Here is a 17,381-nt window from a genome sequence, read left to right as displayed (position 1 = left end):
AGAGAGTTTCATCTATACGCGTCATAGCGTCGCGATATACCCCGTCTTCCGATGGGACTGGTAGAATCGCCGCCGGTTCACACGAGGTTTTTCCATGCACGATCCCCACAGCGAACGCATGAGTGGCAGCGAGACCCGCGCGGCGAGCGGTCTGGCCCTGGTGTTCGCCTTCCGTATGCTTGGCATGTTCATGGTGTTGCCGGTGCTGGCGACCTATGGCATGGATCTGGCGGGAGCGACCCCGGCCCTGATCGGGCTGGCGATTGGCGCTTACGGTCTGACCCAGGCAATTTTCCAGATTCCGTTCGGGATCATTTCCGACCGCATCGGTCGCCGGCCGGTGATCTACCTCGGCCTGATCGTCTTCGCTCTCGGCAGTGTTCTGGCTTCCCAGGCCGATTCGATCTGGGGCGTGATCGCCGGGCGAATCCTGCAGGGCGCCGGGGCGATTTCCGCAGCGGTGATGGCGCTGCTTTCCGACCTGACCCGCGAGCAGCATCGGACCAAAGCCATGGCGATGATCGGCATGACCATCGGCCTGTCGTTCGCCGTGGCCATGGTGGTCGGGCCGTTACTGACCAGTGCGTTCGGGCTGTCCGGGCTGTTCCTCGCCACTGGCGCCATGGCGCTGGTCGGCATCCTGATCATCATGTTCATGGTGCCGCAATCCACCGGGCCGTTGCAGCACCGTGAGTCCGGCGTCGCCCGGCAGGCACTGATGCCGACGCTCAAGCACCCGGACCTGCTGCGCCTGGATCTGGGCATCTTTGTGTTACATGCCATGTTGATGTCGAGCTTCGTCGCCTTGCCGCTGGCACTGGTGGAAAAAGCCGGTTTGCCCAAGGAACAGCACTGGTGGGTCTACCTCACCGCGCTGCTGATTTCGTTCTTCGCCATGATCCCGTTCATTATCTACGGCGAGAAGAAACGCAAAATGAAACGAGTTTTGCTCGGCGCCGTCATGACATTGATGCTGACTGAACTATTCTTCTGGCAGTTCGGCGACAGCCTGCGTGCTCTGGTGATCGGTACGGTGGTGTTTTTCACCGCGTTCAATCTGCTCGAGGCATCGTTGCCGTCGCTGATCAGCAAGGTTTCACCGGCAGGCGGCAAGGGCACGGCCATGGGCGTGTACTCCACCAGCCAGTTCCTCGGTTCGGCACTCGGCGGGATACTCGGCGGCTGGTTGTTCCAGCATGGCGGTCTGTCGGTTGTGTTCCTCGGATGCGCCGCGCTGGCTGCACTTTGGCTGGCCTTTGCTGTTACCATGCGCGAACCTCCCTACGTGACGAGCCTGCGCTTGCCGTTGTCGCCCGAAGCGATCCGCGAAGCGGGTCTGGTCGAGCGCCTCAAGGCCCTGGTAGGGGTAACAGATGCAGTGATAGTCGCCGAAGAGGCGGCTGTTTACATCAAACTGGACAAAGAATTAGTGGATCGCACCACCCTCGAACGCCTGGTCAACAACCCGGCCGGGGCTGCGTGCGACGCTTAGGAGAACGTTATGGCCCGTGGGGTTAACAAAGTCATATTGGTCGGCACTTGCGGCCAGGATCCCGAAGTTCGCTACCTGCCTAACGGTAATGCCGTGACCAACCTGAGTCTGGCCACCAGCGAACAATGGACCGACAAGCAGACCGGTCAGAAGGTCGAGAAGACCGAATGGCACCGCGTATCGATGTTCGGCAAGGTTGCCGAGATCGCCGGTGAATACCTGCGCAAGGGTTCGCAGGTCTACATCGAAGGCAAGCTGCAGACCCGCGAGTGGGAAAAGGACGGCATCAAGCGTTACACCACTGAAATCGTGGTCGACATGCAAGGCACCATGCAACTGCTCGGCGGCCGTCCACAACAGGGCGACCAGCAAGGCGGCGGCAACAACTACCAGCAGCAGGCGCCACGTCAGCAGGCACCGCGCCCGCAGCAGTCGGCTCCACAGCAGCGTTCGGCTCCGCAAGCACCGCAGCAGGCCGCACCGCAACCGGCTCCGGATTTCGACAGCTTCGATGACGATATTCCGTTCTGATTTGCCGCTGTAACCGTCTTGAATGAAAAAGGCCCGTCGCTTAAACGACGGGCCTTTTTTGTGAGGCTATTTCAGCGCGACCCCTATCACCTGTAGGAGCTGACGAGTGCAACGAGGCTGCGATCTTTTGACGTTGCTTCTGAAGATCAAAAGATCGCAGCCTCGTTGCACTCGTCAGCTCCTACATGAGGAATTGTTTCAGTCGAGGATCAGGTGCGGCAAAAATCGACTTGAATCCTTGGTGATCAGACTATTGTCTTCACGCACACCAATCCCTGCCGCCTCATCACCAATCACCCACGAGCCAATCAGCGTGTAGCTGTCGCCAAAATTCGGCAGCGGTGCGAACTCCTGCAGGATGAACGGCGCATCGGTGTAAGGCCCGTCCTCTTTGACGATCAGACCTTCCGTCGTTTGCAGCTCGATGTTGGCGCCTTCGCGGGAAAAGTACGGCTTGCGCACCCAGCCCTTCGGCACCGCGCTCTGCGGATTCGGATCAAGGTGCGCAGCGAGCAGATTCGGATGGCCTTGGTGCAACTCCCACAGCAAAGGCAGCGCACCTTTGTTCGACAGAATCGCCTTCCACGCCGGTTCGAAAAACTGCGTATCGCATTCGGCGATCACTGCGCCGAACGGCTCGTGGAAGATGAATTCCCAGGCGTGCAGCTTGAACAGGTGCGGGATCCAGCGATCCTGCAGATCGACGAAACGACCTTCAGCCGTCAGGCCAATGTCTTCGATATCGATGTGGCGTGATTCGATGCCGACCTTTTCCGCGATCAGCCGCAGGTAATCGGTGGTGCCTTTGTCCTCGACCGAATCCTTCATCGACGCAAAGTAGAACGGCCGCTTCAACTGCAACTCGGCGAAGGCCTGATGCAGCTTGGTGTCGATGCTGTTGAACTGGTCAGCATGTGGCGGCAGCGTGCCACGCTCGATGCACTGTTCCAGCCAGCCCCATTGAAACGCCGCCGCCTCATAGAGGCTGGTCGGCGTGTCGTAGTTGAGCTCCAACAGTTTCGCCGGCCCGTTGCCGCTGTAGGAAAAGTCCATGCGACCGTACAGATGCGGATGACCCTCGCGCCAGGAGGTGCGGATCATGTCGTAGTACGCCGCCGGGATACTCAGGCGATCGAGCAACTCCTCGCTGTTGACCACGCGATCAACCAGATCCATGCACATCTCGTGCAGTTCGGTAGTCGGGTCTTCCAGATCGTTTTCGATCTGCGCGAGGCTGAACTGGTAGTAGGCGCTTTCGTCCCAGTACGGTTCGTCGTCGATGGTGTGGAACAGGAAACCGAGGCTTTCGGCGGTGTGTTTCCAGTCGGGGCGCTCGGCGCAGTGGATCTTTTTCATGTCAGCTGCTCGAGCGTCCGGAACTGCTGCCCCAGCCACCCCAACCGCTGCGGGCACTCGACTGGCTGCCGAAACCGCCGCGCGAAGTCGACGACGCAACGTTCACCGGTTTGCTCTTGCTGCTCTCGTAATCCGACTGGCTGCGCGAGGTTGTGTCAGCTCGGCGGTACTGCGTTGAGGTGTTGTACGGCTGGCGCGTTTCGCGATCACGGTAAACGGTGCGCTCGGCGTTGTTGCTCATTGCGTTGCCGATCAGCCAGCCGGTCAGCCAGCCATTGCCGCCGCCACCTGAACCACCGGAATAGTGCGAGCCGCCGTGGCTGGCACTGCTGCTGGTGGTGGTGTCGCCCGCCGGCATTTGCGAATTGGCGATGGCATCGAGATCCTGCGGCGTCTCGGCATTGCCCGGCACTTTGAAGCCGCCGAGTTTCGGCACGAAACGGCCATCGGAATTTTTCTGACACCAGCCAGCGGCAAAGTCTGCGTCGCACTTGGCCTTGTCGGTGTAAGCCGGGGCGATGCGCCGGTGCTCGTTCAGGGCGGCGACGTAGGCGCTGGAGCAGAGATCGGCGGCCAATTCGGCGTCGACACACTGTTCAACGCTCTGGAAATTGCGCGGCTGATCCAGCGCCGCTGCTTCACCGGAAATCGCGATCGCCACCGATGCGGCGAGGGACAATTGCACGTATTTGCTGCGTTTCATCGAGAGGCTTCCTGCCGGTCAGTGGGACGGGGTCATGCACGCGGCATTGAGCATGCCGACGCTGATCGCCACGGCAGCCACATAGATGCCGGCCGCCACTTCGCCGTTGGCGATGCGCTGGGAAGTGCCCTTGAGCACCAGCCCGGTAGCGACAAACGCCAGCAATTGCACAACGGCGGCGATGACCGCCCAGAGGACAAAGTCGAGCACGTTGACCGAGTAGGCGATCACGTTGCTCGCCGGAATCGCGAAACCGATGATTGCCCCGGACAGGGCAATGGCGGCGGCAGTGTTGCCGGCGCGGATCAGCTCGAATTCCTTGTGCGCGGTGATGCGCGTGTAGACGAATTGAAACAGCATGAACAGCAACACGGCGCCGATCAGGTAGACGACAAAACCGACCAGCGCGGTTTTGTTCAGAGAAACGGCCAAGACTTCCAGCATGAAAAACTTCCTTTTTTAAATGGCGCTCAAATCAGTCGTGTACAGCGAGATGCCCAGCGAGGTGCTCAGGCTGACGGTGCCTTCTTCGTCCTGTTCGACGGAGAACAGCAGCAGTTCGCGGCGATCGGTCAGGCCGGTGTCGCGGGCATACAGCATGGCGTGGTGCTTGATGGTGTAGGACTCGTCCGGATTGACCACGTGTTCGGTCATTGGCACCAGTTCAGTCTGATGCAGTTCGGTGCCCCATTCGCGGGTGTATTCAACACCGTCGTGGTGGTAGGTCGGCAGACCGATCAGGCTGTTGGGGCCGGCCAGACGCTGCAGTTCGGCGTCACTGTTGACCGTCACATAGCTGATGTAATTGAACAGGGTGACCGACTCGACCTGATCATCGCCGGTGACGTGGATCTGCACCCAGAAATCCTCGTCGTTCATGTAATAGCGGTGCAATTTGTTGGACTGGCCGAGATCGACCCAGCCGGCGCTCCACACCGCTTGATCGAATGGCACCCGCACCGACGTCGAGCCTTCCAGCAGCAACGCCAGGGTCGTGTCGAAGCGCACGCCTTTGCCTTGAGCCATGCCCAGTGGGCCGCTGGCGGCGGTGGTCGTTGGCGCAGCGGTCTGCCAATTGCTGGTGCCGAGCAAGTCTTTAAACCATCCCATGGGTACGTTCCTTGAAGCGGGTGGAGGTGTTCGGGTGAAAAAGTGGCGGTAGTGTAACGGGCGAAGCGGTGAACGAGCAGGGGCAATTACGCCGCAAAACCATGTGGGAGCGAGCCTGCTCGCGAATGGGTTGTGTCAGTCACTCGATTATTTGACTGTCACGACGCTTTCGCGAGCAGGCTCGCTCCCACAAGTTACCGTTCAGTCATTACTGCGCGGACTTCTGCTTCAGGCGCTCAAGGATCGCATTGGCGCTGCCTTCGTTCGGCGTGATGCCGGCGTCGCGCAGTTTGCGTTCCAGGTCGTTGCCGGTGGAGGCATCGGCCAGTTCGTCCGCTGCGCTCAGCTCGGCAGCGCGTTGCTGCTGCTTGGCTTGCAGGCGGTTCAGGGTGCCGACCGCGGTTTCCAGTTTGCCGTTGGCGCCGCCGCTGGCAATCGAGGCGCTGACCTGGGCTTTCTGCACGCTATCGCGGGCCTTGGCCATGTCCACTTGCTGGCGCAGGCTCTTGATCCGCGATTCGGCTTTGCTGATGTCTTTGCGCATGTTGTCGGCGTAGGCGCCGAATTCATCGCTGAGTTTCTTCTCGGCAGCGAGGTCGTTGGTCAGGGTCGAAATCGCTTCGGCCACTTCCAGCGCCAGGTCTTCGCGGCCGGCATTCAACGCGGCCACAGCCTTGGCTTCGAGGTCCTTGATCTTGGCGTCGTATTCGCTGACGCGGTCGGCGGCCAGTTTGTGCTTGGCCATGATCGTCACCAGTTCGCGGCGAGCATTGGACAGCGCGGTGTCGGCGTCGCGAATTTCCTGATCGAGGATGCGCAGGGCCTGCTGGTCGGCGATGGCTTCGCCAACTTCATTGGCGCCGCCGCGCAGTGCGGTGAACAACTTGCTCCAGATGGACTGAGTCATTGGATATTCCCTGTTGATTACTTGAAGAAGTGTTCGAAGGCTTCGCTGGCGCGCTGCACGTTGTCGACCAGGGTTTTCACCTCGGTGACTACGTTGGTCAGGCTCGAATCAGCACTGAGCGCGCCGAACATGTTGTAGACGGTCTGCCCGTTCGGCATCGATTCGATCCCGATCGAAGACAGCGGGAACATCTCGCGGCTGCGCAGCACGGCATCGTTGAACGCCTGGACATTGCTGATCGAATCGATGTCCACCAGCACGGTGTCGACGATGATCTGCTGGCCGGCCAGGGCGATGTGAATCGGCAGGCCGCCGAATTCGTTCATTTCCAGCTTGATGCTCGGCTCGGAGCTCTGGATCAGGGACAGCGAAATCTCTTGGGAAGCCACCTCGTCCAGCGCCTTGAGGGCATTGAAGAGGCTGTCGATGGTCCAGTTGTTGCCTGCGCTCATGTATTTCTCCGACATGAAAGAGCCAGCCAGAATCGGTTGGCGTAGCTGTTGCTCCATTTGCTTGAGCAAGCTTCGGTTTTCCGGAAGCACCCAAGTTTCGTGTTTCACATAACCGGCGGCGGCCAGGCCTGCGCGCATCTGCTTCATGTAGAAGCTCGACGGTTTTTTTGCCGACGCCTTGCCACGCTCGCCCTTGGGGCTGGCTGCGGCAGGCGTCGGAGTGCGGCTTGTCATGGCTGGAATCCGGTTATGAGCGTCTCACGCGTGGGCCACACTACAACCAATGCAAAGTGCCATCAATGACTCACGCGTGAGATTTTCATGACAGACGCAAAAAGGCCCGCAACGCGGCGGGCCAGGGGATTGCGCAGTTGTTGCTAGGCGTTGCTGCTCAGGAACTCTTCAGTGGATACCACGCTGGCATAGGCGAAACCCAGCGCGGCCATGAATGCTGCGTGCACATGGGCGGCCGGCACCGTCAGGCCGTTGAATTCAAGGTCACGGCTGGCGCAGGCATCGTGAATCACGGTCACGCTGTAACCCATGTCCGCCGCCGCGCGGGTGATGCCATCGACGCACATATGGCTCATGCTGCCGACCACCACAAGGTCGGTGATGCCGTGTTCGTCGAGCACCGCTTTCAGTTCGGTTTCGCGGAACGAGTTGACGAAGTGCTTGAGCACCACCGGCTCGTCGGCGCGGTTGAGCACTTTCGGATGCAGTTTCGCGCCTTCGGAGCCGGGAGTGAAAAACGGCGCATCGTCGGAGGTGAATTCATGACGAATGTGTACGACCGAATCGCCCGCCTCGCGAAAAGCTGCGATCAGCCGTCCGGCGTTGTCGGCAGCGGCGTCGGCGCCGACCAGCGGCCACTTGCCTTGGGGGAAGTAGTCGTTCTGGATATCGACTACGATGAGCGCTTGCTTGGCCATGGGATTGTCCTCGAGACGGTGATTGGGTGTGGCCTCAGTATTGACGCTGGCCGAGGATTCGAGGATTGGCCGCACCGACAATAGACGGGGGAAAACTGACAATGGCTGCACAAAGAGCCGCCACCGCTGAACTGGGCGTGCTGATTTACCCCGGCGCGCAACTGGCGGCGGTGCACGGTCTGACCGATCTGTTCGCCGTGGCCAATCGCATCGCTGCCGAGTATCGGGCTGTGCAATTGCCCGTGCTGCGGGTCAGTCACTGGCAGGTCGATGGCGAGCAGTTGCCGGCGCGGGTCTATGACAGTCATCCCGGTGCCGAAGGCGCTTTGCTCGCCGTGCTGATTCCGCCGTCCCTCGGCGGGTTCGATGCGGCGCAGATGACCGTGAGTCTTGCGCAATGGCTGCGCGATCAGCATGCGCGCGGCGCAACCCTTGGTGGTGTTTGTGTGGGCTCGTTGATGCTCGCCGAAAGCGGCTTGCTCGACGGTCGCAGCGCCACCACGCACTGGACCTCGGCCCAGGCTTTTGCCGAGCGTTACCCGAAGATCAAACTCAAGGCCGACACGCCGATTGTCGACGACGGTGACCTGATCACCACGGCCGGGCTGATGGCATGGTCGGAATTGGGGTTGCGCCTGGTCGATCGCTTGCTCGGCCCGAGCATCGCCACCGCGACCGCGCGTTTTCTGGTGATGGAACACAGCGACAGCGCCAGTGAATGCGGAAGCAATTTCGCACCGATCCTCAGCCATGGCGACGCGGCGATTCTCAAGGTCCAGCACTGGCTGCAAAGCACCGGGGCGACGGATGTTTCGCTGACGGCAATGGCCGAGCGTGCGGGACTTGAAGAGCGTACTTTCCTGCGCCGATTCCGCGCCGCGACAGGCTTGAAACCGACCGAGTATTGCCAGCACTTGCGGGTCGGCAAGGCGCGGGAAATGCTCGAGTTCACCAATGGCACGATCGACCACATTGCCTGGACGGTGGGCTATCAGGATCCGGGCGCGTTTCGTGCGATCTTCAAGAAGATTACCGGGCTTGGGCCGAGTGAGTACCGGGGGCGGTTTGGTGTGAATCCCGCTCCCAGAACGACGATGAACTAATGTGGGAGCGAGCCTGCTCGCGAAGGCGCTGGATCTACAGAATTGTAGTCGGCTGACACTACGCTTTCGAGAGCAGGCTCGCTCCCACAATGATCGCGGCGAGGGTGAGAGATCGTGCAATTTGCCGGAGTTTTGCGCGGTGTCGTGCAGTTTGAAACAGGCGTGATGCCAGCACAGTCACGGCAAGCTCCCGATTATCGGGCGGTTCGTGGGGATCGTTGATTGGCCTGATCTCTGCAATTTCCTTTGAGAACCCATCGACTGATAAAAGGGGAACGCATGACCCCGACACCCAGCAACAAAATCGTCGTGGCCCATTCGGTGCGTGCCGAGGCGCCGCAACATGAAGTCGAGACCAACAAGGCCCTGGCGCGTTGGCTGGCGCAGATTCTCGGCTGCAAATTCGGCGGCAGTTTCGATCCGGCCAAACATCAGGGCCGCGAGCTGTATCTGCTGCCAACGCAAACCATCGTCGGCGCCGCCCACGCGCAAGCGCTGGGCATCAAAGGCCCCGATGACTTGTGGGGCGGTTACGTCGAATACGATTTCATCTGCACCAAAGCCATCAGCCACGGTTTGCGCAGTCATCTGGCGCACGCGCCGCAGGGCTGGTCGCCGCTGTTTTCGGAGCGGGTGCGCAACGTTGTGCTCGACGGTCTCAGCGTATTCGCCCTGGAAGATGCGCGGCCCGCCGCCGAGCATCTGTTGTACGCCGGGCCGATTCGCTTGAAGCCGATTCACGCTTGCGCCGGTCGCGGTCAGGAAGTGATCAAAAGCCTCGATGCGTTCGATGAAATCCTCGCTCGTCCCGAAGCGCAAAGCCTGTTCAGCGACGGCGTAGTGCTGGAGCAGGACTTGAGCAACGTCGTCACCCACAGCGTCGGCCAGTCGTTCATCGGCGGCAAAGTGTTGAGCTATTGCGGTGATCAATACTTGACCGAGGACGGTCAGGGCGAAGAGGTCTACGGCGGCTCGAATCTGCTGGTGGTGCAGGGCGGCTATGACCAATTGCTCGCGCTGGATCTGCCTGATGATGTGCGTCTGGCCATCGAGCAGGCGCAGGTCTTCGACAGTGCCGCCAACGAAGCTTACCCGCGCTTCTTCGCCTCGCGGCGCAATTACGATATCGCCCAAGGCCTCGACGCCAGCGGCAACCCGCGCAGCGGCGTGCTCGAACAATCCTGGCGCATGGGCGGTGCCAGCAGCGCCGAAGTGGCGGCGCTGCAAAGCTTCGTCAACGATCCACAGATGCGCGCGATTCGCGTGTCGTCGGTGGAAACCTATACCGATCAGGCGCTGCCGGCGGACGCCATCGAGGTCTATCGCGGTCCGGCTGAAAACAGCGCGTTTCTTCTCAAATATGTGACGGTCCAATCCTATGACGGCTAGAAGCGAAAGCATTCAAATCGACATTGATGATGAACAGATGAGCGGGACCTTTCTCAGTCCCAAATCGAAAGTCCCAGGGGTGTTGTTCGTGCACGGTTGGGGCGGCAGTCAGGAGCGTGATCTCGAGCGGGCCAAAGGCATCGCGGGCCTGGGTTGCGTATGCCTGACCTTCGACCTGCGCGGGCATACCGGCGGCACCGGAATTCCGCTGACCCGGGTGACCCGTGAAGACAATCTGCGTGATTTGCTGGCGGCCTACGATCGCCTGCTGGCGCACCCGGCCCTCGACACTTCGGCGATCGCCGTGGTCGGCACCAGTTATGGCGGTTATCTGGCCTCGATCCTGACGTCACTGCGCCCGGTGCGCTGGCTGGCGCTGCGCGTGCCGGCGCTGTACCGCGACGAGCAATGGCACACGCCCAAACGCGATCTGGACAAGGCCGACCTGCGCGATTATCGCAATACGCTAGTGCGCGCCGACAGCAATCGCGCCCTGCATGCCTGTTCGCAATTCACGGGCGACGTGCTGTTGGTGGAATCGGAAACCGACGACTTCGTGCCCCACGCGACGATCATGAGTTACCGCGCCGCCTGTCAGCAGACTCACTCATTGACCCATCGGATTATTGATGGCGCCGATCATGCATTGAGTGATCCGGTGTCGCAGCAGGCCTACACCTCGATCCTGGTGGACTGGATTACCGAGATGGTGGTGGGGGAGCGGTTGAGCATTATCCAATCCAGATGATTCTGTCGCATGTACCGGCCCCTTCGCGAGCAGGCTCGCTCCCACAGGTTGAACGCATTTCAAATGTAGGAGCTGCCGAAGGCTGCGATCTTTTGATGTTGATTCTAATGTGTGGGTTTCTTCTCGATCCGCAGCGCCTTGGCCTTGGCCTCCACCACCAGATACATCACCACCGTGATCAACAGCGGCAGCAGAAAATAAATCGCCCGATACGCCAGCAATCCCGCGACCAGACTGCCGCGCGATGCCTCATGCTGCAGCAACGCCACGAACACCGCCTCCAGCACACCCAGCCCCGCCGGAATGTGCGTAATGACCCCGGCAATCGCGCTGATCAACAGCACCCCAAGCACCAGCGGATAATCCAGTTTGCTCGGCAGCAGAGTGAAGATCACCGCCGCCATCAGCGACCAGTTCAACGCGCCCAAGAGCAATTGCAGCACCGCCATGCGCAGCGACGGCAGGTTGATTTCCACGCCGCGTATCGACCACTCGCGGCGCTTGGAGAACTGACACGCCGCCAGATAGCCGGCACTGACCAACAGCAATAACACCCCGACCAGTTGCAAGGCCGAACTGCTGAGTTTCCAGCCCGGCGGCATAGTCACCAGACCGCTGCTGAATACTACGCCAGCGATGGTCATGTAGCCGAACCAGTTGGTTGCCAGGCTCAGGCCGAGAATCTTGGCAATGTTGCCTTTGCTCACGCCCAGCCGCGAATACAGGCGATAGCGCATGGCGATGCCGCCGACCCAGGCGCTAAGGTTGAGATTGAAGGCGTAGCTGATGATGCCCACCGGCAGGATCTGCTTCCAGGTCAGGTCTTGCCGAATGTAAGTGCGGCCGATCAGGTCGAAACTGGCGTACACCAGAAAGCTCAGCAACGTCAGGCTGGCGGCGATGATCAGCGTGCGCACCTTGAAATCGGCGAGGGTCTCCAGCACCTCGGCCCATTCGATGCGGGTGGCGAACATCGTCAGGAGGACGATCAGCGCGAGGAAAAACAGGATGGTCAGCGGACGTTTCCAGCGGCTCCATTTCGACGGCGCCGCTTGTGTCGAATGGCTATCGGAGTGCACTTCGGAATGACTCATGGACGCGCACCTCGGAAAGGCTTCAGACGCGGTTTATGCGCCGGCAGCCAACCGGCCATGGCCGGGAAGTGCCGCAGGAAGTGGAACACCAGAAAGCCCACGGTCATGTGCCAGATGCGCCCGCGCGGCAACAGCTTGGCGTCCATGGCTTTGCAGTGGTTCTGGCTGAGATCTTCGAGGCGTTCGTACAGGTGCTGATTGAACGCGCGGTCGCGGATCAGTACGTTGGCTTCCAGATTCAGCGACAGGCTCAGCGGGTCGAGATTGCTTGAGCCCACGGTGCTCCAGTCATCGTCGACCAGCGCGACTTTGCCGTGCAGCGGGCGTTGGCAGTATTCGTGAATCTGCACGCCGGCACGCAGCAGATAATCGTAGGTCATGCGCGCCGCCAGTTTCGCCACGAGCATGTCCGGCTGGCCTTGCAGGATCAGCCGCACCTCGACGCCACGGCGGGCGGCGTTGCGGATTTCACGCAGCAGCCGGTAACCGGGAAAGAAGTAGGCGTTGGCGATGATCACCCGGCGCTTGGCCTTGCGCAGTACTTGCAGATACACGTCTTCGATATCGGTGTTGTGTTGATCGTTATCGCGGAACACCAGGCGCACCTGGCCGTCGTGATCGGTGAAGGCCATTTCCTCCAGGCGCTGGCGCCGGCGCTGCCACCAGAACCGCGCGCGCCCGGGACGACCGCTTTGCAGCAGGGCGAAGTGATGGATATCGGCGACCACCGGGCCTTGGATCTCCACCGAGTAATCCTGCTTGGCTTCAGGGCCGAAGTCGGCCAGGTGATCGCCGGAAAAGTTGATCCCGCCAATGAACGCGATCAAGCCGTCGACCACCACGATCTTGCGGTGCAAGCGGCGGAACCAGTTGGTGCGGATGCCCAAATGCTTCGGCGCCGGATCGAAGATTTGCAGATGCACGCCGGCATCGCTCAAGGCCGACAGATAGCCGGTGCTCAGCTCGCCACAGCCGAAGCCGTCGAGGCTGACCGTGGTGCGCACGCCGCGCTGGGCGGCTTCGATGAGGATTTGCTGCAACTCGGCGCCGACCTTGTCTTCGAAGACGATGAAGGTCTCCAGCAGGATCTCGCTCTTGGCTGCGCGCATCGCTTCGAATACCCGGGGGAAATATTCCTCGCCGTTCTCCAGCAGCTCTACGCGGTTATTGCTGTGCCATTGATACTCGACGTCCACGTGGCCGGGCTCGCGCACCGGCGGGTTCAGCGGGACCGGGTCGACGGCGGATTTTTCCAGTGGCGCACTGTTCATAGTTCAATCTCCACCGATAACGGTGCGTGGTCGGAAAGGTGGGACCAGGGCCGGTTGGTCAAAACTTTCGGCCGGCTGGCCTTGAGGTTGCGTACGTAGATGCGGTCGAGTCGTAGCGCTGGCAGCCGCGCGGGAAAGCTGCGCGCCGGCTTGCCGTACTGCTCGGCGAACACTTCGCGCAGGCCACAGGGCTTGAGCTGCGCGTCGGCGCGCTGGCGCCAGTCATTGAAATCGCCAGCGACGATCACCGGGGCATCAGCGGGCAGTTCGGCGAGACGTTGCATCAGCAGATCCAGTTGCGCATTGCGGTGGCTCTCGCGCAGGCCCAGATGCACGCAGATCGCGTGCACTTCGGTGCCGTCGCCAGGCAGGCGCAGCACGCAATGCAGCAGGCCACGGTTTTCATGGCCGCTGATCGACACGTCGAGGTTGTCGTGGCGGATGATCTGGAATTTCGACAGCAGCGCATTGCCGTGGTCGCCCGCCGGGTACACGGCATTGCGCCCGTAGGCGAATTGCGGCCAGAGGCTGTCGGCGAGGAATTCGTATTGCGGCATCGTCGGCCAGTTGTCGTAGCGTTTCGGATGCTGCTCGTGCGTGCCGTGGACTTCCTGCAGAAACACCACGTCGGCGGCGACGCTGCGCACTGCTTCACGCAGCTCCGGCAGAATGAAACGCCGGTTCAGCGCGGTGAAGCCCTTGTGGGTGTTGACAGTCAGTACGGTGAAGGTGCGCACCGAGGGCGCAACCACGGAGCCTTCGTCGGTGAAACCGACCGGTTCGGGAATGCTCATGACAGAACTCCTTCTGCGGCGACTTGCCCGGGAGTTGTGGCGAGGTCTTTGTCGAGGTCCAAGCGCTGCAACAAGTTGCGTGCGTCGTAGGGCGCGCGGACTTTGATGTCGTTGTCGAAGTAGCAGAACACTTCGCGGGATTTGCGCGCGCGGGGTTTCAGGCGTGGGGCTATCAGGTGGGCGTCCTCTGGCTGTTTACCGTGATGCCAGGCGTCGATGCGCTCTGCCCAGCGCTTGAGCGCTTGTTCGGAATAACCGCTGGCGTAGAGCTCTTCGGCGCCGTGCAGGCGCAGATAGACGAAGTCGCTGGTGAGGTCTTCGCGGTACGGCCATTTGCCGGCGGTGTCGGCAATGACCAGCGCGGTGTTATGGCGCTTGAGCAGGCGCACGAACTCCGGGTCGATAAAGCTCTCGTGACGGATTTCCACGGCATGGCGCAGCGGTTTCTTGCGCCAGGCTTTGACGCTGGCGTTGCCGGGCAGATGCGAGTCGTGCTGGCGGGCGAGGGCGGCTGCGGCTTGGGTATCGTGGGGCAGTTGCGCGAGAAAGTGATCGAAGCGCTCGGCGTCGAATTTGAAATTCGGCGGAAACTGCCAAAGGATCGGCCCGAGTTTTTCCTTCAGTTCCAGAACGCCCGAGGCGAAGAAATTCGCCAGCGGTTTTTCGATTTCGCGCAAGCGGCGCACGTGGGTGATGAAGCGCGGCGCCTTGACGCTGAAGACGAAGTCATCGGGGGTTTCGGCGTACCACTGGGCGTAACGTTCGGGTCGTTGCAGGGCGTAGAACGATCCATTGATTTCAATGCTGTTGACCGCGCGGGAGGCGAACTGCAATTCGCGCTTCTGCGCCAGTCCCTTCGGGTAGAAATCCCCGCGCCACGGGGCGTAGCGCCAGCCTGAAATACCGATGTGAATCGTCGCCATCCCATCCTCCCGTAGAAAGTCCTCGTGTTGCCGATGTTCTGTGATGACTGCGGCGGGGGCGGGAAAGTTTCGGTGGCGTTACGGACGGTCGCGGGTGAAGCGAAGATCAAGAGCTTACCCCCTCACCCCAACCCTCTCCCCCAAGGGGGCGAGGGGGAAGGGAGCAGATCTTCATGCCTCCTGAAATCGCGTACGACTGTGAAGGGAGCAGATTTTCATGGTTTTCAGGACTTGAGTTCGACTCAAGACGTGCAGTTGGTGATTTTGGTCATGCAACTCGGTCGGCTCCCTCTCCTGGGGGAGAGGGCTGGGGTGAGGGGGCTCTTGAACTTGCCGCGCAATTACCGATCAGTTCCTTACCAGGGTCAGCCACGGGAGATCGGAGCTTTGCGCAATTTCAGGATCGCCATTCTGCTGGGAGCGCTGCTGTGCTTGGGCGTCAACACATCGCAAGCCGTCGCGCTACCGGGCGTTCCGGCTGCCGCCGACACGGCAGAGAAACCCGCCGAACCGGAACCGCTGGTGCAGGGTGGTCTGCTCGGGGCGATCAGTACGAGCATCGACGATGTGCAGGAAAAACTCGATCTCAACGAACACCTGGTCGATGCCTGGCGGCTGCGCGCCGACCGCGCGGCGGATGAGGTCGATCGGCTGGTCAAGCAACCGTCGAATCGCTCGGGCTGGAGCGTGGCAGGGGATTTCCTCACGCTGTCGGGAGTCTGGCTGGGCAGTTTCGCCCTGCTCACCGTGCTCGGCAGTCTGTTGGCCAAGCGTCTGCGTGAGGGCCGCTGGTTGCGCACCCGCCAGCGCAGTCAGGATCTGCTCGGCTACGTGCTGCCGTACACCGTGCCGGCGCTGATCTGCCTGCCTTTGACGCTGTATGTCAGCCATTTTCTGCAAGCTTCGGTGGGCCGTGCGCTGGCGCTGTGTCTGGCCTATGCCACCAGCAGCGGTATCTTCTCCACATCGATGTTGTTGTGCGTGGTGGTGATGTTCAACGTCGGGCACAAGCGCGCCGCCGCGCGAATCATCCGTGAATACTGCCCGCGCCCGCTGTTCCTCATCGGCTTTCTCGCCGCGCTCAGCGATGCCCTGACCAGCCCGCAGATCGCCCGGCAACTGGGCGGCAATATCACCAGCAGCATCGCCGTGTTCACCGGGCTGATCGCCTCGGTGATTTTCGGTTTGCTGGTGATTCGCCTGCGCCGGCCCGTGGCGCATCTGATCCGCAATCGCCCGCTCAGTCAGCGTTTGAAACAACCGTCGCTGCAGGAGTCGCTGCGGATATTTTCCGGGCTGTGGTATTGGCCGATCGTGCTGATGGTGCTGGTCTCGGCAGTCAGCCTGATCGGCATCGGCGAGGACAATCAGAAAGCCCTGCGCTGTGCCTTGTTCACCACCGTGCTGCTGATCGCCACGGTGTTTCTCAGCACGGTGTTGCAGCACCTGTTCAAGTCGCGCAAAGCCGAAGCGATCCAGCGCAGCAGTGCCTACAAGGAACGCTTTCTCAGCCTGTTGCATGCGTTGCTGCGCATCGTCATGGCGATTGTGTTCATCGATATTCTCGGGCGGATCTGGGGCGTGTCGTTGCTCGATTTCGCCCAGAGCAGCACCGTCGGTCGAGCGATCAGCAACGCCTTGAGCAGCATCGGCCTGATCTTCCTGGTGACGTGGCTGCTGTGGGTGGTGCTCGACACGGCGATTCAGGAAGCGCTGAAACCGCCGCTGAGCAAACGCGCGGCACGCCAGCCGAGCACGCGGGTGAAAACCATCCTGCCGCTGCTGCGCAACGCGATCAAAATCATCCTCGTGGTGATCTGCGCGATTACCACCATGGCCAACCTCGGCATCAACGTCGCGCCGCTACTAGCCGGTGCGGGCGTGGTCGGTCTGGCGATCGGTTTCGGTTCGCAGCAACTGGTGCAGGACGTCATCACCGGGTTGTTCATCATCATCGAAGACACCCTGTCGATCGGCGACTGGGTGGTGCTCGATTCCGGCCACGCCGGCACCGTGGAAGGTTTGACCATCCGCACCTTGCGCCTGCGGGACGGCAAGGGTTTTGTGCACTCGGTGCCGTTCGGCCAGATCAAGGCTGTGACCAACCAATCACGCCAGTTCGCCTTCGCATTTTTCTCGGTGCAGTTCACCTACGACACCGATGTCGACAAAGCCATTGAGCTGATTCGCGAGGCCGGTGATTCGATCCGCGAAGACCCGTTCCTCAAGTACAACCTGCAAGGGCCGCTGGATGTGTTTGGCGTGGACAAAATGGACTTGAACGGCGTGGTGTTGACGGCGCAATTTCGCACGGTGTCAGGTGGGCAATATGCGGTGAGCCGCGCGTTCAACCAGCGCTTGAAGAAGCTTGTGGATAACACACCCAATGTGCATTTTGCGCAGACTTATCCACAGCAGGTTCTGTTGCCAAAGCGACAGGAGGAGGGGGCGGTGGTTGCGGGTGAGGTGCCGCAGGAGTCGCGGACCTGACGCCTGTTTGTGTAGAGACAGGGCCGGCGCTTTCGCGAGCAGGCTCGCTCCCACAGGGGCAATGGGATTGGACTGTGGGAGCGAGC

Annotated in this window: 17 protein-coding genes; 6 read left to right on the top strand and 11 right to left on the bottom strand. The window is 61.0% G+C overall.

The features are described 5' to 3' along the window. Window positions 1-94 precede the first annotated feature (94 nt). Window positions 95-1,492, top strand: a complete 1,398-nt coding sequence (locus PSH90_RS23610) for an MFS transporter (protein ID WP_041477665.1) — start codon at window positions 95-97, stop codon at window positions 1,490-1,492. Between the two features lie 9 nt (window positions 1,493-1,501). Next, window positions 1,502-2,023 carry a single-stranded DNA-binding protein gene (locus PSH90_RS23605; protein WP_041477666.1) on the top strand — a complete coding sequence of 174 codons (522 nt, stop codon included), beginning with the start codon at window positions 1,502-1,504 and terminating at the stop codon, window positions 2,021-2,023. A 198-nt stretch (window positions 2,024-2,221) separates the two neighbouring features. Here the strand turns inward: PSH90_RS23605 and PSH90_RS23600 are convergent, their stop codons facing one another. The 7 genes from PSH90_RS23600 to PSH90_RS23570 form a co-directional block, all read right to left on the bottom strand. Beyond that, a complete protein-coding gene (locus tag PSH90_RS23600) occupies window positions 2,222-3,379 on the bottom strand; it encodes a glutathionylspermidine synthase family protein (protein WP_305381626.1) in 1,158 nt (385 codons plus the stop codon). Window position 3,380: 1 nt separating this feature from the next. Beyond that, window positions 3,381-4,082 (bottom strand): DUF1190 domain-containing protein, encoded by a 702-nt coding sequence (locus PSH90_RS23595; protein WP_305381624.1) that lies wholly within the window; start codon window positions 4,080-4,082, stop codon window positions 3,381-3,383. 18 nt (window positions 4,083-4,100) lie between these two features. After that, the gene (locus PSH90_RS23590) at window positions 4,101-4,526 is read right to left on the bottom strand and encodes a DUF350 domain-containing protein (RefSeq protein WP_016772952.1); all 426 of its coding nucleotides are present in this window, start codon (window positions 4,524-4,526) and stop codon (window positions 4,101-4,103) included. A 15-nt stretch (window positions 4,527-4,541) separates the two neighbouring features. Then, on the bottom strand, window positions 4,542-5,192 hold the full coding sequence (locus PSH90_RS23585; protein WP_125925897.1) for a DUF2491 family protein: 651 nt from the start codon (window positions 5,190-5,192) through the stop codon (window positions 4,542-4,544). Window positions 5,193-5,400: 208 nt separating this feature from the next. Next, complete coding sequence (locus PSH90_RS23580) at window positions 5,401-6,099, bottom strand: PspA/IM30 family protein (protein WP_041477670.1); 699 nt, start codon at window positions 6,097-6,099, stop codon at window positions 5,401-5,403. A 17-nt stretch (window positions 6,100-6,116) separates the two neighbouring features. After that, window positions 6,117-6,698 carry a YjfI family protein gene (locus PSH90_RS23575; RefSeq protein WP_225914461.1) on the bottom strand — a complete coding sequence of 194 codons (582 nt, stop codon included), beginning with the start codon at window positions 6,696-6,698 and terminating at the stop codon, window positions 6,117-6,119. Between the two features lie 230 nt (window positions 6,699-6,928). Beyond that, window positions 6,929-7,483: a cysteine hydrolase family protein gene (locus PSH90_RS23570; protein WP_305381622.1), complete on the bottom strand. Its 555-nt coding sequence runs from the start codon at window positions 7,481-7,483 to the stop codon at window positions 6,929-6,931. A 101-nt stretch (window positions 7,484-7,584) separates the two neighbouring features. Between PSH90_RS23570 and PSH90_RS23565 the strand changes: the two genes are divergently transcribed. The 3 genes from PSH90_RS23565 to PSH90_RS23555 all read left to right on the top strand — a co-directional run bounded on the left by PSH90_RS23565 (window position 7,585) and on the right by PSH90_RS23555 (window position 10,723). Beyond that, on the top strand, window positions 7,585-8,586 hold the full coding sequence (locus PSH90_RS23565) for a GlxA family transcriptional regulator (RefSeq protein ID WP_252876984.1): 1,002 nt from the start codon (window positions 7,585-7,587) through the stop codon (window positions 8,584-8,586). 279 nt (window positions 8,587-8,865) lie between these two features. After that, the gene (locus PSH90_RS23560) at window positions 8,866-9,975 is read left to right on the top strand and encodes a DUF3182 family protein (protein WP_256810169.1); all 1,110 of its coding nucleotides are present in this window, start codon (window positions 8,866-8,868) and stop codon (window positions 9,973-9,975) included. Continuing rightward, window positions 9,965-10,723, top strand: coding sequence for a S9 family peptidase (locus tag PSH90_RS23555; protein ID WP_042610641.1), 759 nt, complete (start codon window positions 9,965-9,967; stop codon window positions 10,721-10,723). Before PSH90_RS23560 ends, PSH90_RS23555 begins: the two co-directional genes overlap by 11 nt. Before the next feature lie 104 nt (window positions 10,724-10,827). Here the strand turns inward: PSH90_RS23555 and PSH90_RS23550 are convergent, their stop codons facing one another. Genes PSH90_RS23550 through PSH90_RS23535 form a run of 4 tightly spaced genes read right to left on the bottom strand, consistent with a single transcriptional unit; the run spans window position 10,828 to window position 14,805 of the window. Beyond that, window positions 10,828-11,817 carry a lysylphosphatidylglycerol synthase domain-containing protein gene (locus PSH90_RS23550; RefSeq protein WP_041477676.1) on the bottom strand — a complete coding sequence of 330 codons (990 nt, stop codon included), beginning with the start codon at window positions 11,815-11,817 and terminating at the stop codon, window positions 10,828-10,830. After that, entirely contained in the window at window positions 11,814-13,088 is a 1,275-nt protein-coding gene (clsB, locus tag PSH90_RS23545; RefSeq protein ID WP_016772961.1) for a cardiolipin synthase ClsB, read from the bottom strand. The genes PSH90_RS23550 and clsB overlap by 4 nt, the downstream gene beginning before the upstream one ends. Then, window positions 13,085-13,882, bottom strand: a complete 798-nt coding sequence (locus PSH90_RS23540) for an endonuclease/exonuclease/phosphatase family protein (protein WP_056790768.1) — start codon at window positions 13,880-13,882, stop codon at window positions 13,085-13,087. Before PSH90_RS23540 ends, clsB begins: the two co-directional genes overlap by 4 nt. Next, window positions 13,879-14,805, bottom strand: coding sequence for a DUF72 domain-containing protein (locus PSH90_RS23535; protein WP_252876981.1), 927 nt, complete (start codon window positions 14,803-14,805; stop codon window positions 13,879-13,881). The genes PSH90_RS23540 and PSH90_RS23535 overlap by 4 nt, the downstream gene beginning before the upstream one ends. 387 nt (window positions 14,806-15,192) lie before the next feature. Here PSH90_RS23535 and PSH90_RS23530 point away from each other — a divergent pair, with 387 nt between their 5' ends. Continuing rightward, a complete protein-coding gene (locus tag PSH90_RS23530; protein WP_095181940.1) occupies window positions 15,193-17,295 on the top strand; it encodes a mechanosensitive ion channel family protein in 2,103 nt (700 codons plus the stop codon). Window positions 17,296-17,381: the final 86 nt, after the last annotated feature.

Origin of the sequence: Pseudomonas sp. FP1762, assembly GCF_030687105.1 — a bacterium.
GTDB classification, from domain to species: domain Bacteria; phylum Pseudomonadota; class Gammaproteobacteria; order Pseudomonadales; family Pseudomonadaceae; genus Aquipseudomonas; species Aquipseudomonas siliginis.
Note: the sequence above shows the minus strand (reverse complement) of the source record. Positions and strands in the feature narration are given on the sequence as shown.